Genomic DNA, 17393 nt, shown 5'->3' with positions numbered 1-17393 from the left:
CTGTCGCCGAACGCGAGCTTTTAGATTCCCCAGGTGTGGACGGGCTCGTTGGTGTGCATGTGCTGCAGGTAGCGGAGCGTCATCCGGCGCAGCGCCTCGTGGTCCCCGCCGAACGCGCGGGCCGCCCTGACCTGCCAGTCCGCCCCCGTACGGCCGGTCACGCAGCGCCGTTCGATGATGCCGAGCAGCCGGTCGCGCTGGACCGGGTCGACCTCCCACAGGTCGAGCCCGTGGTAGGCCATGGGCAGCAGCCTGCGCAGGATCAGCTCGGCGGCGGGCACCTCCCCCAGGCCCGGCCAGTAGAGACGGGCGTCGAGGCCGTACCGCGCGGCGTTGCGGAGGTTGTCCTCGGCGGCGGCGAAGGACATGCGCGTCCACACCGGCCGCCCGGCCGCCGGGAGCACGCGCATGAGCCCGTAGTAGAACGCGGCGTTGGCCGCGATGTCGGCCACCGTCGGTCCGGCGGGCAGCACGCGGTTCTCCACCCGCAGGTGGGGGATGCCCTCGGAGACGTCGTAGACGGGCCGGTTCCAGCGATAGACGGTGCCGTTGTGCAGGCGCAGCTCGTGCAGCTCGGGCACCCCGCCCTCGTCGAGCACCCGCCTCGGGTCCTCCTCGTCGCACAGGGGCAGCAGCGCGGGGAAGTAGCGGACGTTCTCCTCGAACAGGTCGAAGACCGACGTGATCCACCGCTCCCCGAACCAGACGCGCGGCCGCACGCCCTGGGCCTTCAGCTCCTCCGGCCGGGTGTCGGTGGCCTGCTCGAACAGGCTGATCCTGGTCTCGCGCCACAGCTCCTTGCCGAACAGGAACGGCGAGTTGGCCGCGACCGCGACCTGCGGACCGGCGATGACCTGGGCCGCGTTCCAGTGGTCGGCGAACGTCTCGGGACTCACCTGCAGATGGAGCTGCACGCTCGTGCACGCCGCCTCGGGGGTGATGCTGTCGGCGTAGGTGTCGAGCCGCTCCACTCCCTCGATCATGAGGTGCAGGTCCTCGCCACGGGCGGCGAAGATCTGCTCGTTCAGCAGCTTGTAGCGGGGGTTGGCCGACAGGGTCGCCTCGCTGACGTCGCTCTCGCGCAGCGTCGGCAGGATGCCGACCAGCATGAGCTGCCCGCCGACGCGCGCCGCCCGCTCCCGCGCCCGGTTGAGGCGCAGCCGTACGGACTCCTCCAGCAGGCGGCTGCCCTCGCCGGACAGCACCTGCGGCGGGACGTTGATCTCGACGTTGAACTGGCCCAGCTCCGTCGCCCAGTCGGGCTCCGCGATGGCGGCCAGGACCTCGGCGTTCTTCATCGCCGGCTCGCCCCGGGAGTCGACCAGGTTCAGCTCGATCTCCATGCCCATCCGGGGCCGGTCGCACTCGAACCGCGACTCCCGCAGCATCCCCGCCAGAACGTCCAGCGACAGCTTCACCTTGTCCCGGTAGCGGCGGCGGTCCTCCCGGCTGAAGGAGACGGAGGGTACGTCACGGCCCATTCACTGAGCGTCGCATGCCGAGGGGCGATCGCACCAGACGGATCCGTGCGAACGGTTCAGACCAGACGCCTGGCGGTGGCCCAGCGCGACAGCTCGTGCCGGTTGGACAGCTGCAGCTTGCGCAGCACGCTCGACACGTGCGTCTCGACGGTCTTCACCGAGATGAACAGCTCCTTGGCGATCTCCTTGTAGGCGTACCCCCGGGCGATCAGCCGCAGCACCTCGCGCTCCCGCTGGGTGAGCGAGTCGAGCTCCGGGTCGATGGGCGGGGCCTCCGTCGAGGCGAACGCGTCGAGGACGAACCCGGCCAGCCGCGGCGAGAACACCGCGTCGCCCTCGGACACCCGGTTGATCGCGTCGGTCAGCTCGGCGCCACTGATCGTCTTGGTCACGTAGCCCCGGGCGCCGCCCCGGATGACTCCGATCACGTCCTCGGCCGCGTCCGACACCGACAGCGCGAGGAAACGCACCTGGGAGCCGGAGCCGAGCACGCGCCGCAGCACCTCCTGGCCGCCGCCGCCCGGCATGTGCACGTCGAGCAGCACCACGTCGGGCTGCAACTCGCCGATCGCCGTCACCGCCGACTCCACGTCCTCGGCCTCGCCGATCACCTGGATCGACGGTCCGAGCTCGGCCCGTACGCCGGACCGGAACAGCCGGTGGTCGTCGACGATCAGCACGCGTACGGTCTTCATTGCTGCTCCCTCTTCATGGTCAGCATGACCTCGGTTCCGTCGCCCGGCTCGGTCCTGACCCGGGCGCTTCCCCCGTTGCGCTCCATCCTGCCGATGATCGACTGGCGGATGCCCATCCGGTCACTGGCGACGTCGTCGAGCACGAAGCCCTTGCCCCGGTCCCGGACGAACACCGTCACCTCGTCGGCCTCGACCTCGGCGTAGACGGAGACGACCGGAGCACCACTGTATTTGCACGCGTTGACCATCGCCTGCCGGGCGGCCTGCAGCAAGGCCACCAGGCCCTCGTTCAGCTCGCAGTCGCCCACGCAGACCACCTCGATCTGCACGCCGTGGGCGTCCTCCTCCTCGGCGGCGACCCGCCGTACGGCGGCGGCGAGGCTGGCGTCGGCGTCCTGCTTGGGCTGGTAGAGCCAGTTGCGCAACTCCCGCTCCTGCGACCGGGCGAGCCGGGCGACCTCCCGCGCGTCGTGGGCGTTGCGCTGGATGAGAGTAAGCGTGTGCAGCACCGAGTCGTGGACGTGGGCGGCCACCTCGGCCCGCTCCTCCTGCCTGATGCGCTCGGTGCGCTCCCGCTGGAGCTCCTTCACGAGCGAGGCCAGCCAGGGCGCGGCGATCATCAGCATGCCGCCGACGACGACCGCGGTGAACACGAGCCCGGTCCCGGCCTTGGCCAGCTCGCCGCTCGCGGCCAGGAAGCCGATCGCGCCCACGACGACGAGCAGCGCCCCGATGCCGGTGCGCACCCAGGTCGTGCTGACCTGTTTGACCGCGCCCGACATCCACCGCTGCCGCCGTCCCGGATCGGCCTGCTGCCACAGGATCAGCGCGCCGATGCCGCCGACCGCGATCGGCCACGTGCCGAACCCGCCGCTGGAGGCGCCCGTCATCCAGGCGAAGCCCGCCAGCGCCAGCCACAGCACGCCGTACGCGGCGAGCTGGCCCCACTCGCGGGCCGGCCGGCGGCCCTCCGCCTCCTCCTTGGGGGTGAACATCCACAGCGCGGCGTACGCCACGACGCCCAGCCCGTCGACGACGGTGAGCAGCACGAACGCCAGGCGCAGCACGACGGGGTCGAGCCGCAGCTGGGCGGCGGCGCCCTGCGCGACGCCCGCGACCACCCGGCCCGAGGCGGGCCGGACCATCCGGGGGTACGCCACGGGGGCGTTAGGCATCTCAGACATCTCAGGAAGCATCGTCACACGTCACAAACCCTGCGCGCATCAGGGCATGCCCTGACCCCGCCCCTGAGGGGTCGGGGACGAGTCAGGGGTTCCCCCGATGGCAGGGATACGGCGGGCGAGGCCAGGATGGGACCATGACCGAGGCACCACCGACCCCTGCTCCCGACTCCGCCGGCGCGCCCGAACCCGAGAAGGTGCTGAGCCGTTCCCGGGACGGCCGCATGATCACGGGCGTCTGCGCGGGACTCGGCAGGTTCACGGGCATGGACCCCGTGCTCTTCCGGGTCGGTTTCGCGGTGCTGGTCCTCGCCTCCGGCATCGGCGTCCTGCTGTACGTCGCGGCGTTCCTGCTGATGCGCCAGCCGGACGGCGGCCCCGGCCACATGGAGCAGTGGACCCGGCGGCTGTTCGACGCCGAGACCGTGCTCGCGCTGCTGGCCGCGGTCTTCGCGTTCGGCCTGATCATCAACGTCGCCTCCGGGGGGATCAACCGCGGCACGATCGTGGTCGGCACGCTGCTGGCCATCGTGCTGATGGCCGCCCGCGCGCGCGGCGTCGACCTGCTGACGATGGCCAAGTCGATGCCCGACCGAGCGACCGGACGGCGCGGCATGACCCGGGCCACTCCGAACTTCGCGCCGTTCTCGCCCTTCACCCCGCCGCCCGCCGGGGAGCCGTACGGAGCGGCCGGCGCCCCCGGGGCGGGAGCTCCGACGGCGGGGACACCGCCGCAGGCGCCCGCGGCGGGCGCAGCGGTCCCCGGCCCGTCGGCGGGCAGACCCACAGACAGCGCCGTGGACGACACCACGCTCCACGGCACGACGGCCCACGACACGGCGCTCCACGACACGGCGCTTCACGACATGGCGGTCCAGGCCGCGGCCGTGGACGACACCGCGATTCACGACACCGCGATCCACGACACGATCGCCCAGGCTCCGGCGGCACCCCCGAAGGCCGTGGACGACACGCTCGTCCAGGAGACCGTCGCGGAGGACGCGGGAGAGGCTGCGGCGCCGGCGGGGCGGGCCGACGGCGATCCGCCGACCCGGCCCTTCGAACCCCTCGCCCGGCTGGCCGCGGAGCCCGCCCCCGGCAGCACGTCGTACACCCCAGACCAGACCGCCCCAGACCCGACCGCCCCGGACCCGCGCACCACGGGACCGGACGTCCCCGGGGCGCCGGCCGGCTGGGCTCCCGGAGCGCCGGGGCCCTCCGTCTCCGCGCCTGCGGCCGGCAGCGGCTACCGGCGGCTGTCCGACCTCGCCCGCGAGGCACGGGCAGGCGCGTACGGTGACCGCGGCTCCCAGGACCACCTGCACGGCATGGGGAGGCCCGGAGCCGGAGGGCACGGCTACGGAGCCGGAGAACCCTTCGCCCCCCACGGCCCCTACACGAGGCGGGAGCCGTACCAGCCCTACGGGTCGCCCTACCCCCCGCCGAGCCCCTACGCCTCGCCCACGCCGCCGCCCGCGCGGCCGGCGAGGCCCAAGCGGCCCAGGTCGTTCGTCGGCGGCCTCACCATCTGCCTCGCCCTGATCGTTGGAGGGATCATGGTCACCATGCAGCGGACCGGCTCCGGCTCGGTCGGCCTGCCGGTCGTCGGCGGGGCGGTCCTCGTCACGATCGGGGCCGGCCTGCTGGTCGCGGCGTGGTTCGGCCGGGGCGCGGCACTGATCGCCGCGGGAACGATCGTGGCCCTCATACTCGTAGGAAGCTCGACGGTGAACGGCATACCCCGCAAGGTCGGCAGCTTCGTCTGGCACCCCGTCGGCACCGTCCAATCGCCCGGCGCCTACGAACTGGGCATCGGCGAAGGGAAGCTCGACCTGAGCGACGTGACGCTCGCGCCGGGCGGCCGCGTCAGGTTCGACGCCTCGGTGTCGATCGGACAGCTCACGGTGATCGTCCCGTCGACCGCCCGCGTGGAGGTGCACGGCTCGGCCAAGCTGGGCGAGGTGAGGATCGACCACAGGGTCGAGGACGGCGGCGACGTGCGGTTCGACCGTGTCCTCGATCCGGAGACGCCCGTGGAGGGCGACGTGCCGACGATCGAGCTGTACGTCAAGGCCGGGGTCGGCGACGTGGAGGTGCGCCGTGGGGCCTGAGTCGCAGCCCGAGCGCCCGCGCCGGACGCACCGTACGAACTGGATGTCCCTGCTGTGCGGCCTGCTGTTCATCGGCATGGGTATCCGCTACCTGACCGGGCCCGATCCCGACGCCGTCATCATGGCGCCCGTCCTCGTCGGGGGGCTGGGCTTCGCGGCCTTCGTCGCCATCCTCGCCAAGGCCGTCCGCCGCTGAAGCTCTCGCCCGCTTTCTCTCACGGGGACCGCCGGACGATCGCGTTAGACTGATCCGGTGTCCTCGTCGCTGGTCCTGGAATTCGTGAGCACCGTACGCGCCAATCGGTCCGGCCCTGTGGACGCGCTGGAGGACGCCGGCGGGCTGACCGCCTGGGTCGCGGACCACGCGCCCGATCTCGGCGTCGACCCCGCCACGTTCGTCGCCACTCCCGAGATGCACGAGGATGTCGTGGCGCTGCGGCAGGCCATCCGCGCGCTGTTCGCCCGGGCCGTGTCCCCCGGGCGGGCGAGCGGCGCGGACGCGACCGTGCTACCGGCCTTCGAGTCCTCCCTCGATCTCGTGAACGCCACCGCGGCGTCGGTGCCGGTCACCCCACGGCTCGAATGGCCGCAGGACGAGGCGCCCCGCGCCCGGACCCTGCCCGCGCGCGCCGCCGGCGATTCCGCCCGCCTGCGCGCGACCCTCGCGTCCGCCGCGATCGACCTGCTGGCCGGGCCGTACCGGACTCAGCTCCGCGCCTGCCCGGCACCCCGGTGCGTGCTGTATTTCGTCAAGGAACATCCGCGCCAGGAGTGGTGCTCGGCGGCCTGCGGGAACCGCGCCCGAGCGGACCGCCACTACCGCCGGCACAAGAACGCCTGAACCGCGGGCCGTTCGCCCCTTCGGTCGGGCCGTCGCCCGCTCTCCCGTCGGCCGATCCCCCGCCGCCGACTCTCCCGTCGGCCGCGCTCGCGCCGTCTCGCCTGGTCACCGGTGCCGCTCGTCAGGCGAGAGCGACCCGGCTTCTAATGGACTGCAACGGTGATATCCATTAGTCTTCCCTCCATCTTCTAATGGGATTAACCATTAGAAATCACCACGAAGGGAGCGGCTGTGAGCTTCACCACGGGGCACATCGGCCTGAACGTCTCCGACCTCGACAGGTCCGTCGGCTTCTACCGGAAGGTCTTCGGCTTCGAGGTGGCCGCAGAGTCGGGCGGGGAGTCGGGCGGAGAGTCGGGCGAGGAGACGCGCCGGTACGCGTTCCTCGCGCAGAACGGCACCCTGGTGCTGACGCTCTGGCAGCAGAGCGAAGGCACGTTCGCCGCCGGCCTGCCGGGGCTGCACCACCTGTCCTTCGAAGTGCCGGACATCGACGCCGTACGCAGGGCGGAGGCCGTCGTCCGGGAGACCGGGGCGACGATCCACCACGGCGGCATCGTGCCGCACCGCGAGGGCGGCTCCTCGGGCGGCCTGTTCTTCGAGGACCCCGACGGGATCCGGCTGGAGATCTACGCGCCGAGCGGCGCCGACGAGCGCCCCGCCCCCCGCTCCGACGCTCCGACCTGCGGCTTCTTCTGAGATGCGGCACGCGGGAGAGATCGCGGTCCAGCGCCGCACGGGTGTCCGGCTGGCCGGGCACGGATCGGCCCGCGTACGGGCCGAGATCCCCGAGGTCGCCGCGCGGTTCCTGGAGTCCCAGCGCATGGTCGTGATCGGCGCGGAGGACCGTGAGGGCCGGGTGTGGGCCGCGCCGCTCACCGGCCGGCCAGGGTTCGTCGCACCGTCCGGCGACCGCACGATCCTCGTGGACGCGGTGCCCGTCGCGCCGCTCGCGGGGGTGTTCGACGACGAGCACGACATCGGCATGCTGGCCGTCGAGCCGTGGACCCGGCGCCGGATGCGGGTCAACGGGCGCGCCCGGCGGGACGGCGACCACCTGATCGTACGGACCGAGCAGGTGTACTCCAACTGCCCCAAATACCTCCAGAAACGTACGATCGTCGAGGACCTGGAGCCCGGTGAGCGGACGTCGCGGTCCGGGGACCGCCTATCAGAGGCCCAGCGGGAGTGGATCACGGCCGCCGACACCTTCTTCGTCGCGACGCACGCGCCCGGACTCGGCTCGGACGTCTCGCACCGCGGCGGCAACCCCGGGTTCGTCGAGGTGGTGGACGACCGGCGCCTCGTCTGGCCCGACTACGCGGGCAACCTGATGTACATGACTCTCGGCAACCTGGAGCTGAACCCCACCGCGGGCCTGCTCTTCCTCGACTGGGCCACCGGCGACGCGCTGCACCTGACCGGCAGAGCGCGGGTCGACTGGGAGCCCCGTGAGGTGCCGGGAGCCCAGCGGCTCGTGGAGTTCGACGTCGAGCATGTGCTGGAAGCCGGCGGCGCGAGCCCGCTGCGCTGGGCGTTCGAGGAATACTCGCGCTTCAACCCGCCCGTCAGGGGCGCGTGAGGGCGGCCCGGAGAGGGCGCCGGCACGAAGGAGGCGAGGACGCCCGAGTCGCCAGGAGCATACTCAGTATGCATACTGAGTATTCATGTCGGTACGACACGGCCTGCTCGCCCTCCTGCGCCGGGGCCCGCGCTACGGCTATCAGCTCAGGGCCGAGTTCGAGGCGTCCACGGCGACGACCTGGCCACTGAACATCGGTCAGGTCTACACGACGCTGTCCCGCCTCGAACGCGACGGCCTGGTGTCCCGCGACGAGCAGGGCGACCGGGACGAGCAGGGCCGGGTCCGCTACGCCATCACCCCCGACGGCCGCGACGAGCTCGACCGATGGTTCGCCAGACCCGTCTCCCGGGCCGACCGGCCCCGCGACGAGCTTGTCATCAAGCTCGCGATGGCCGTCACCACGCCCGGCGTGGACGTGGCGGCGGTCATCCGGGCCCAGCGGTCCGCGACGATGCGGGGCCTGCAGGAGCTCACCCGCGCCCTGCGGACCCTCGACGTGTCCACCGAAGCCGCACAGCGCCTGGTCGTCGACTCGACGATCTTCCATGCCGAGGCCGAGCAGCGCTGGCTCGACCACTGCGAGGCCGTCCTCGCCCGTCCCTCCGAGGAGAATCCGTGACCGAACCCCGATCCGCGGACCGGTTGCCCGCGCCGGACGGCGAGCCGGTCGTCCGCATGACCGGCGTCGTACGCGTCCACGGCGAGGGGACGGGGGCCGTCCACGCGCTGCGGGGCGTCAGCCTGGACGTCGCCGCCGGGGAGCTGGTCGCGGTCATGGGCCCGTCCGGGTCCGGCAAGTCCACCCTGCTCAACCTCGCGGGCGGGCTGGACCGCCCGACGGAGGGATCGGTGCGGCTCGAAGGCCGCGAGCTGCGGGATCTGTCGCCGGAGCAACTGGCGGAGCTGCGCCGCAGGAGCGCCGGTTACGTCTTCCAGGACCTCAACCTCGTCCCGTCGCTGACCGTCGCGGAGAACGTCGCGCTGCCGCGCGAGCTGGACGGCGTCCGTACGGCGAAGGCCAGGCGGGAGGCCCTGGCGGTGTTGAAGGAGGTCGGGCTCGCCGACCTGGGCGACCGGTTCCCCGACGACCTGTCGGGCGGCCAGCGCCAGCGGGCCGCGATCGCCCGCGCGCTGGTCGGGGAGCGGCGGCTGCTCCTGGCGGACGAGCCGACCGGCGCCCTCGACACGCGGGCGGGTGACGAGATCATCCAGGTGCTCCGGCAGCGGGCCGACGCCGGGGCCGCCGTGCTGCTGGTCACGCACGAGCCGCGCTACGCCGCCTGGGCCGACCGCGTCGTCTTCCTGAAGGACGGGCAGGTCACCGACTCGGCGGCCGCCGGGACGGAGACCGCCCGATGAAGGGTGTCAGGGCCGCGTTGCGGATCTCCCGCCGCAACGCCCGGCAGTCGAAGCGGCGCAGCGCGCTGATCCTCGCCATGATCGGGCTTCCGGTCGCCCTCGCCTCCTTCGTGCTGAGCGCCCTCTTCGGCCCGGGGCCGCTTCCCGACCACGGGCACTACCCCCTCGGACAGGCCGACGCGCTGGTGACCGGCGCCCACGAGTGGGCGGGCCTCACCCAGGACGCGTGGGGAAACAGCGACTCCCGGCAGCCCGGGCGCGATCAGACGCCGTTCACCCCAGCCGAGATCGCCGCGCTTGTCGGGCCCGGCAACCGGATCGTCCCCTTCGCTCAGGCGTACGTCCGATACCTCACGCCGCAGGGGTATGGCAGCGGGGAGATCCGTCAGGTCGATCTGAACGATCCGATGTCCCGTGGCACCTTCCGGCTGATCGAGGGCAGGCTCCCCACCGCTCCCGGCGAGGCCGTCGTGTCCGCCGCGCGGCTGGATTCGGCCGAGGACGCGGCTCCGGGGGTCACGCTCTACGTGGGCGAGGAACGCCGGCCGCTCCGGATCGTCGGCGTCGCCCTGTTCGACCTGGCGGGGATCGAGCCCGCGTTCGCGACCTTCCCCGGCAGCCTGCCCGACGCCGCCTTCGGGCCGGTCGATTCCGGGCTGATGTCGCGCGGCTGGCTGGTGGACTCAACGCGCCCCGTGACGTGGGCGGACGTGCGACGACTCAACGCACGCGGCCTCGTGGTCGTCAGCCGCGCCGTCGTCGACGCGGCGCCGCCGGACGAAGCGCCGTCGCGTGTGCGCGTGTCCTCCATCGCGCAGACCGCGCCGTGGGTCGCGATCATGCTGCTGGAGGTCGTCCTCCTGGCCGGGCCGGCCTTCGCCGTGGGACGGCTGCGAAGGGCGCGCGAGTTCGCGCTCGTCGCCGTCCAGGGCGGCTCCCCCGCCCACCTGCGGACGATCGCGCTCGCCGACGGCCTGCTGTTCGGCGTCGCCGCCTCGGTGTCCGGCGCGGCGCTCGGCGTCGGCGCGGCCTGGCTCGCGCGACCGCTGCTGGAACGGCGGGCGGGCTACCTGCTCCCCCCGTTGGCCGTCCCCTGGGCGGCGGTCGCGACGGCCGCGGCGCTGGGCGTCGTCGCGGGACTGCTGGCCGCCCTCGCCCCCGCCGTCTCGGCGAGCCGTACGGACCCCGTCGCCGTGCTGTCGGGCAGGCGCGAGCGAGGCCGCGAGCGCGCGGGCCGGCCACTGCTCGGGATCGTGCTCGTCGTGGCGGGCACGGCGGCGACCATCGCGAGCGCGGGCCACGAGCTCGGCCTGATCGCGACCTCGGCTCTGGTCACCCAGCTCGGCCTGGTGGCCCTGACGCCGGTGCTCGTCGCGGCGGTCGCCAGGCTCGCCGCCCGGCTCCCCCTGCCGCTCCGGTTCGCCGCCAGGGACGCCGTGCGCAACAGGGGCCGCACGGCGCCCGCCGTCGCCGCGGTGATGACCGCGGTCGTGGCGCTCACGGCGGTGGGGGTGACGTGGCAGAGCCGGCTGGCGCAGAGACCGGCGTACGCGCAGGACTACCCCCAGGCGCCGACAGGGGCGCTGTGGATCGCCGGGCCGGACCTCACTCCCGGGCTCTGGGATCGCGTCCGCTCCGCCGTACGCGAGGAGCTGCCCGCCGGCGTGCCCCTGGTCGAGGCGCGGATGCTCGCGACGAGCGCCGGGGCCCCGGTGTACGCCGCCGTGCCGGACGACGCCTCGGGAACGAGCAGGGTGGAAGGGCCGGACGCGAGCCGGTCCGGAGGCCTTCTGGTCGGGAACGACGACCTGCTCCGCTACGTGCTGCGGCGCGACGACCCCCGCGCGGCGGCGGCGCTGCACGAGGGGAAGGCCGTCGTGCTCAACCCCGCGGTGATCCGGCAGGAGCAGGTGAGCATCAATGTGTCACCCGCCGCCGGGCCGGGCGACCCGGCGCCGCTCACGCTGCCCGCCGCCGGCACGCAGGCCACCGGGGAGGGCTGGGCCCGCGCGGTCATCGCGCCCGAGGTGGCCGCGGAGCACGGATACGGCACCATGACCGCCATGCTCGTGGTGGATCCCGCGGACTTCCGCGTCCCGAGGGCGACGGCGGACCGGATCACCGCGAAGGTGGAGGGGATCACCGGCAAGGCCACCGTGCGGCTCGAAGTGCCGGAGCCTTCGGACGACACGCTGCTCCTGGTCGTGCTGGGCATCGCCGCGGCCGTGCTCGTGCTGGGGATGACGTTCGTCGCCACCATGCTGGCCGCCGCCGAGGCGCGCCCGGACCTGGAGACCATGTCCGCCGTGGGCGCGGCGCCGCGTGTGAAGCGGGCGATCGTCGCCGGGCAGGCCCTGGTGATCGCGCTGCTGGGCTCGGTCGCGGGCGTGCTCGCCGGTTTCGCGCCGGGCATCGCCGCGGCCCGATATCCCCAACCCCACCCGGCGGTGTTCCTGCGCGCCGACGGGGTGATCGCGATCCCCTGGGCGCTCGTCGGCCTGCTCGTCGTGGCCCTTCCCCTGCTGGCCGCGCTCGGCGGCGCCGCGTTCACGCGGTCGCGCCTGCCGCTCCCCCGGCGGAGGGCGACCTGACGGTGGGGCCATGTGGTCGCCCCCCGCCGGCCGCCTGGCGCGACAGGGGATGTCAGCGGGGGAGCAGCTCGTACGAGCGCTGCTGGGGCAGCCCGGCGAGCCGCCGCTGGCCCTCCGTCAGCAGCGCGGCGATCGGGCCGGGCTCGCGCAGCCGGGTGAGCCGGTCGCGGTTGTACTTGCGCAGCCGCGCCGCGCGCCGCTTGGCCCCCGCCGCCTTGAACGCGGCGACGTGCTCGCGGTCGGGCTTGCGCGCGCCGCTCAGCTCGTAACCGTAGGCGGCGAGCCGCTCGCCGAGCACCTCCTCGCACAGCGAGATCTCCCAGGGCTCCAGCCGGGAGGCCCACTTGCCCGAGTGGGCGGTGGTCACCTCCTCGTGCGTGTTGCTGTGCCACACCTTGTGCTTGGGCACGGCCAGCTCGGCGATGTGGCGCGGATCGCACATCGCCGGGTCGTACTCCTCGCCGATGAAACCGCACAGCTTCTTCAGCTCGGTCTCCGGGTCGGCGGTGAGGTCCTCGTACCGCAGCTCGTAGAAGCTGTCGGCCGGCAGCTTGCGCGCGTGCTTGCGGCCGAAGTCGACGGCCTCGGCCCAGTTGGCCATGGCGTGCACCGCGTCCGCCTTGTACCAGGGCATTTGCTTGAGCGAGGCCACGCAGTCGCGACCGTCCCTGACGAGGTGGACGAACTGCGCGTCGGGGAACATCCGCATCAGCATCTCGACGTGCCGGTAGTAGCTGGGCCGCTTGTCGCCCCAGCGCGGCTTGCCGAAGCGCTCGGCGTAGCTCTTGAAGACCATGCCGACGACCGAGCCGAAGCTGCCCGGGCCGAGCATGGCCGCCTGGACGAAGTCGGGACGGCTCAGCCCGAGCTCGTGGAACTTCGTGGTCCGGCCCTCGGCGATCCAGGTCGCCAGCCTGCGCCTGTTGTCGGCCAGCCGCATGTCGCCGTACGTCCGGCGGGAGAAGTAGGCCGGAACGAGGAACCGCGTCTCGGGCGGGACCGCGATGCGCGGGTGCGAGTGCAGCATGAGCTGCAGCATTGTGGTGCCGGAGCGCGGGCAGCCGACGACGAAGACAGGTCTGTCCGAATGCATAAGTTCTATCCCCCGTGGTGAAATTGCCAGACGTCAGGCCGCTCTCCCCCGAGTGCGGCTTGTGACGCGGGTCCTACGGCGTCACGCCGTAACGTGCGTGCGGAATCGGCCGGAACGGCCGGTCAGACAAGGATCTTCTGTTTCTCGGCGGCGGTGCTGGGCACCTGCCTCGCGGCCAGCCATACGCGGTAGACGAGGCTCATCTCGAACGCCAGCAGCAGCGCGCCGGCCACGACCGAGACCGGCACCATGGCCCTGGGACCGAACAGCGGGCCCACGACGAAGACCGCGGCGTGGAACTCGATGCCGCTCACCACGTGGGTGCGCACCCGGTGCCGCACCAGGAAGACGCGGAACCGGTCGTACCAGGGGAAGCGGGCGTGGAACGCCTTCTGCAGGTCGACCACCGTCGCGCCCTCGTCGGTGGCGACCTCGCCGAACTCCGCGGCGGCCTGCTCCAACTCGCTGCGCGGCCTGGAGCGCAGGACGCTCTCTGCGAGGACGTACTGCCCGTCCAGCCGCGCGTAGAGCAGTGCGCGGGTGGCGTCCTTGACCCGCTTCAGCTGCGGGCCGTTGATATAGCGGAACAGGTCGAGCACGACGACGCCGACGGCGGCGAGCACCACGTCGGTGTCCCCCGTGCGGGTGTATTCCCCGAACCCCCATCCGAAGGCGCAGCAGACCACCCGCACCCGGTCGCCGACATAGTCGAGCCACAGACCGAAGGGCGTCCCCGTGCCCTTGAGCCTGGCGATCTTGCCGTCCATGCAGTCGACCGTGAAACTCAGATAGAACAGAACCGCCCCGGCGACGAGCATGCCCTCCGTGAAGGCGGCCGCCGAGGCGAAGCCGATCAGCATGGACAGCCGGGTCAGCCCGTTCGGCGTGATCGATGTGTGATTGGCCACGAGCAGCGCGAGCCGGCAGGCGAGCGGATCGACCATGAAGACGGTCCACCACGAGTCTCTCGGCTTGCGCGTCGCGAGTATGTCGTCCAGCGTGAAGCCTCCCATGCAGGCAAGAATGACTACAACGGGTAGCCGTTGGCCTGCTCTTCGGTAACAGGCAGGGAATCTCATTGCCGGTTCTTGACCGTTCCCCTCGTGTACGTAAACCCTGCGCCAATCCGGTCGCCGATCGGTTACAGTCCGTGTTCGAGGGGGAACCATGCCCGTTGTCACGTTGTACCGGCGGCTGCAGGGGCGGCTGCCGTCGCGGGAGCCCGCACCGCGGACCGCGCTCATCCGGGCGGACGCCGGTCCGCTCCAGGCCCAGCGCGAGACGCTGGACGTGGTCTGCGCCCTGCTGGCCGAGGCGAAGGTGCCGTACTTCTGTGTGCGCCCACTGCCCAACCGGCCGCCGGTGATCGCCGTACCCGAGGACGACCGCACGCGCGCGTTCGCCGCGCTCGTGGCCGGCAGTCAGCCGCTGTTCGCGGCGCGGCAGCCGTACGGCAGGCAGGGGGCACGGACGCGCCAGACGGACGCGGGCCGGATGCGCCCGGTGCGGCGGGCGGCGGCGCTGCTCGGCGACGCCAAGGTCGTGCGGCTGGCCATGTATTTCGCCAGCCCGTCGCGCACGCTGATGCTCGGTCCCGAGAACGGGTGCGACCTGGAGTTCTGGTCCCGGGAGGGCGACGAGCTGGTCGCCCCGAGGCCGAACCCCGCCTGCGACCGCGTGCCCGCCGACGGCCCCGCCGTGGACGGCGGCGAGGAGCTGTTCACGCCGCTGGCGTGCGCCGCCCGCCGCGCCCGCGCCTACCGCACCCGCCCGGAGTTCGTCCGGCGGCTGCTGGACGACATCGACTTCCCGATCGACGCCGTCTACACGTGGGTCGACGGCGGCGACCCGGCCTGGCGGGCGCGCCGCGTCCGGGCCGAGCGCGACATGGCGCTGCGCACCGGCGCGCCGCTGAGCGAGATGGCGACCACGGAGGCCCGTTTCACCAGCAGGGACGAGCTGCGTTACTCGCTGCGCTCCCTGCTGATGTACGCCCCCTGGATCAACCGGGTGTGGATCGTCACCGACGGCCAGACGCCGTCGTGGCTCGACACCACCCACCCCCTGGTCGCGGTGGTCGACCACAAGGAGATCTTCACCGACCCGTCGATGCTGCCGGTGTTCAACTCGCACGCCATCGAGACGCAGCTTCACCACATCGACGGGCTCAGCGAGCACTTCCTGTATTTCAACGACGACTTCTTCCTGGGGCGGCCGCTGCCTCCCCGGACGTTCTTCGAGGGCAACGGGATCACCCGCTTCTTCCCCAGCACCGTCCACGTGCCCTTCGGCGTGCCGGAGACCGAGGAGTCCCCGGTCCACGCCGCGGGCATGAACAACCGGCGCATCCTGGAGAACCTGACCGGCCGCACGATCACGCAGAAGCTCAAGCACGTGCCGTACGCGCTGCGCCGGTCGCTCATGTACGAGCTGGAGGGGCGTTTCCCGGCGGAGTTCTCGGCGACCGCCCGCAGCAGGTTCCGCACGTCGCGGGACATCTCGGTGGTGTCATCGCTGGCGCACTACTACGGCTACCTGAGCGGGCGGGCGGTCCCGGGCACGGTCGACTACACCTACGTGGACCTGTCGCTGCCGAAGACGCCGGCCAAGCTGCGCCGCATGCTGGCCCGGCGCAGGCACGACGTGTTCTGTCTCAACGACACCGCCCCCACGACCCCCGACCAGGACGCGCTGCTGGCACGGTTCCTGGACGCCTACTTCCCCACCCCGGCGCCGTTCGAGCGGTGAGCGTGCCGCAGGACGTACCGGTCCACGAACAGGCCGCGGAACGTCCAGCGGCCGGCCGGGGCGAAGGCACGGGTGACCAGGGCGCGCCGCCGCGCGGGCAGCACGTTCTTGCCCGTGTGGCCGACGACCCAGAGCGTGCGCAGCCCGTCAAGCCGGGCGGCGAGCACCCGGGCGCCCACCTCGCGGCCGGGGAAGCTGCCGTCCTGCTCGGGTGACCGGGCCAGCGCCACGTCGCGGAGCCTGCCGAAGACCGACGGGTAGACCGTCTCGTACTTCCTGACCTTGGCGGGAACGAACAGCACCCCGTCGCCCGGCTGCGCCTCGGCCGCGAGCAGCGCCATGACCGGCCGGGGGTCGTCCTGCCTGCCGTCCGGCCCCCGCGTGGCGAGCTGCCCGGGAACCGACAGGCCGAGCCAGGCGGTCAGCACGGCGGCGGCGAGGCCGGGGGGCAGCGCGGCCAGGCCCGCCCCGGCGAGCAGCGCCGCCGCGGGGACGCAGCAGAAGACGTAACGGAACACGTACACGGGATGGACCGTCCACGAGGCCGCGAGCAGCACCAGCGCCGGAACGAGCAGCCACGGCAGCGTCAGCCGCACGAGCGCGGCGGGCGTCCCGGCACGCTCGTGACCGGGCGTCTCCGCACGCGCGCCGGGCCCGTCGGCACGTCCTGCCGCGGGCTCTGGCGTGTGCTCTTCCCCGGGCTCTGGCGCGTGCTCTGGCGTGTGCTCTTCCATGCGACGGGCCGCGCGGGCCCGGCGGACGCCCACGACCGCGGCGTACGCGAGGCCGAAGAACGCGAGCGCCCAGGTCGGCGGGGCCACCCCGGGGCCCGTCGCCCCGCCGAGGTCGCCGAACAGCTGAACGGCCAGCCTGCCCACGTCGTCCGCCGCCGGCCGGGGGATCCACCCCACCTGCGCGCTCTGCCGGGAGCCGAGCCAGGCCAGCGGCGCCACGGCGGCCAGTGCCGGCGTCGCCGCGCACGCCCACTGGAGCAGCGGTCCCCTCGACAGGATCAGCGCGATGCCGTGCGCCCCCACGATCAGTAACGAGAACAGGTTGAGATAGGCCAGCACGGTCAGCGCCGCCGCGTACGCGGCCAGGACCGCCGACGTCGGCGATCGCAGCACGCGCAGGAACAGCAGGGTCACGCCGACGGCCGCCGCCGCCGTCAGCGCGTACGGCCGGGCCTCCTGGACATACCTGGAGAAGATGGGCATTAGGGCCAGCAGCACGCCGCCGTACAGACCCGCCCGGGGGGCGCCGAGCGCGCGGCCGATCGCGCCGGTCCCGGCCGCGGCCAGCGCGCCCGCGACGACGGACGGGACCCGCAGCGCCACCTCGGCGGTGCCGGACAGCCCCGCGACCATGTGCATCAGCGCGTAGTAGAGGCCGTGCACCGCGTCGACCGACCACAGCAGGTGCGCCAGCTGGGGAAGGGTGCGGCCGACCGCGCTGACGGTGGCCGCCTCGTCCCGCCACGGCGGCGGCCCGCCGAGGTCCCACAACCCGGCGGCCAGCGCGAGCACGGCAGGCACGACGATCACGACGGACAGCCGGTCCAGCCGGGCGGCCCGCTCGGTCGCCTCCGCCGGGCGCGCCGTAGGGGCTGTGGGCACCGCAGCTGCCGTGGGGGCTGTGGGCACCGTGGGCGCGGTGCCTCGCGACGGCGCTTCGGCCGTACGGCGGGGCGAACGGCCGGCGGCGTGCC

General features: G+C 73.0%; 15 protein-coding genes. 9 read left to right on the top strand and 6 right to left on the bottom strand.

Annotated features, from left to right (window positions below; translation table 11 throughout):
- Positions 1–20: 20 nt before the first annotated feature.
- Genes ACGFIB_RS15185 through ACGFIB_RS15175 form a run of 3 tightly spaced genes read right to left on the bottom strand, consistent with a single transcriptional unit; the run spans position 21 to position 3351 of the window.
- Positions 21–1481 carry a glutamate-cysteine ligase family protein gene (locus tag ACGFIB_RS15185; RefSeq protein WP_142569169.1) on the bottom strand — a complete coding sequence of 487 codons (1461 nt, stop codon included), beginning with the start codon at positions 1479–1481 and terminating at the stop codon, positions 21–23.
- Between the two features lie 56 nt (positions 1482–1537).
- Positions 1538–2176, bottom strand: coding sequence for a response regulator (locus tag ACGFIB_RS15180; RefSeq protein ID WP_139573562.1), 639 nt, complete (start codon positions 2174–2176; stop codon positions 1538–1540).
- Entirely contained in the window at positions 2173–3351 is a 1179-nt protein-coding gene (locus ACGFIB_RS15175) for an ATP-binding protein (protein WP_373292475.1), read from the bottom strand. Before ACGFIB_RS15175 ends, ACGFIB_RS15180 begins: the two co-directional genes overlap by 4 nt.
- A gap of 143 nt (positions 3352–3494) precedes the next feature.
- On the opposite strand from ACGFIB_RS15175, the gene ACGFIB_RS15170 reads away from it, so the two are divergent.
- The 8 genes from ACGFIB_RS15170 to ACGFIB_RS15135 all read left to right on the top strand — a co-directional run bounded on the left by ACGFIB_RS15170 (position 3495) and on the right by ACGFIB_RS15135 (position 11844).
- Positions 3495–5468 (top strand): PspC domain-containing protein, encoded by a 1974-nt coding sequence (locus ACGFIB_RS15170; RefSeq protein WP_393372025.1) that lies wholly within the window; start codon positions 3495–3497, stop codon positions 5466–5468.
- Positions 5458–5664 carry a hypothetical protein gene (locus tag ACGFIB_RS15165; protein ID WP_357018109.1) on the top strand — a complete coding sequence of 69 codons (207 nt, stop codon included), beginning with the start codon at positions 5458–5460 and terminating at the stop codon, positions 5662–5664. Before ACGFIB_RS15170 ends, ACGFIB_RS15165 begins: the two co-directional genes overlap by 11 nt.
- A 57-nt stretch (positions 5665–5721) precedes the next feature.
- Positions 5722–6309: a CGNR zinc finger domain-containing protein gene (locus ACGFIB_RS15160; RefSeq protein ID WP_393372022.1), complete on the top strand. Its 588-nt coding sequence runs from the start codon at positions 5722–5724 to the stop codon at positions 6307–6309.
- Between the two features lie 231 nt (positions 6310–6540).
- Complete coding sequence (locus tag ACGFIB_RS15155) at positions 6541–7008, top strand: VOC family protein (protein ID WP_357259131.1); 468 nt, start codon at positions 6541–6543, stop codon at positions 7006–7008.
- 1 nt (position 7009) lies between these two features.
- Complete coding sequence (locus ACGFIB_RS15150) at positions 7010–7891, top strand: pyridoxamine 5'-phosphate oxidase family protein (RefSeq protein ID WP_393372018.1); 882 nt, start codon at positions 7010–7012, stop codon at positions 7889–7891.
- An 85-nt stretch (positions 7892–7976) separates the two neighbouring features.
- Positions 7977–8513 carry a PadR family transcriptional regulator gene (locus ACGFIB_RS15145; RefSeq protein WP_393372015.1) on the top strand — a complete coding sequence of 179 codons (537 nt, stop codon included), beginning with the start codon at positions 7977–7979 and terminating at the stop codon, positions 8511–8513.
- 56 nt (positions 8514–8569) lie between these two features.
- On the top strand, positions 8570–9253 hold the full coding sequence (locus ACGFIB_RS15140; protein ID WP_393372794.1) for an ABC transporter ATP-binding protein: 684 nt from the start codon (positions 8570–8572) through the stop codon (positions 9251–9253).
- Complete coding sequence (locus ACGFIB_RS15135; RefSeq protein ID WP_393372012.1) at positions 9250–11844, top strand: FtsX-like permease family protein; 2595 nt, start codon at positions 9250–9252, stop codon at positions 11842–11844. The genes ACGFIB_RS15140 and ACGFIB_RS15135 overlap by 4 nt, the downstream gene beginning before the upstream one ends.
- Positions 11845–11896: 52 nt before the next feature.
- Here the strand turns inward: ACGFIB_RS15135 and ACGFIB_RS15130 are convergent, their stop codons facing one another.
- Together ACGFIB_RS15130 and ACGFIB_RS15125 are read right to left on the bottom strand one after the other, a co-directional pair.
- Positions 11897–12937 (bottom strand): sulfotransferase family protein, encoded by a 1041-nt coding sequence (locus ACGFIB_RS15130; RefSeq protein ID WP_142569148.1) that lies wholly within the window; start codon positions 12935–12937, stop codon positions 11897–11899.
- Between the two features lie 122 nt (positions 12938–13059).
- The gene (locus ACGFIB_RS15125; RefSeq protein ID WP_359876764.1) at positions 13060–13950 is read right to left on the bottom strand and encodes a CDP-alcohol phosphatidyltransferase family protein; all 891 of its coding nucleotides are present in this window, start codon (positions 13948–13950) and stop codon (positions 13060–13062) included.
- 154 nt (positions 13951–14104) lie between these two features.
- Between ACGFIB_RS15125 and ACGFIB_RS15120 the strand changes: the two genes are divergently transcribed.
- Positions 14105–15685: a stealth family protein gene (locus ACGFIB_RS15120; protein WP_191051561.1), complete on the top strand. Its 1581-nt coding sequence runs from the start codon at positions 14105–14107 to the stop codon at positions 15683–15685.
- On the opposite strand, the gene ACGFIB_RS15115 is transcribed toward ACGFIB_RS15120, so the two are convergent.
- On the bottom strand, positions 15652–17301 hold the full coding sequence (locus ACGFIB_RS15115; RefSeq protein WP_393372008.1) for a hypothetical protein: 1650 nt from the start codon (positions 17299–17301) through the stop codon (positions 15652–15654). The genes ACGFIB_RS15120 and ACGFIB_RS15115 overlap by 34 nt on opposite strands.
- Positions 17302–17393 lie beyond the last annotated feature (92 nt).

The organism is Microbispora bryophytorum, assembly GCF_043197435.1.
Taxonomy (GTDB): Bacteria; Actinomycetota; Actinomycetes; order Streptosporangiales; family Streptosporangiaceae; genus Microbispora; species Microbispora bryophytorum.
The sequence above is the reverse complement of the archived record's forward strand: the minus strand, read 5'-3'. Positions and strand labels throughout refer to the sequence as shown.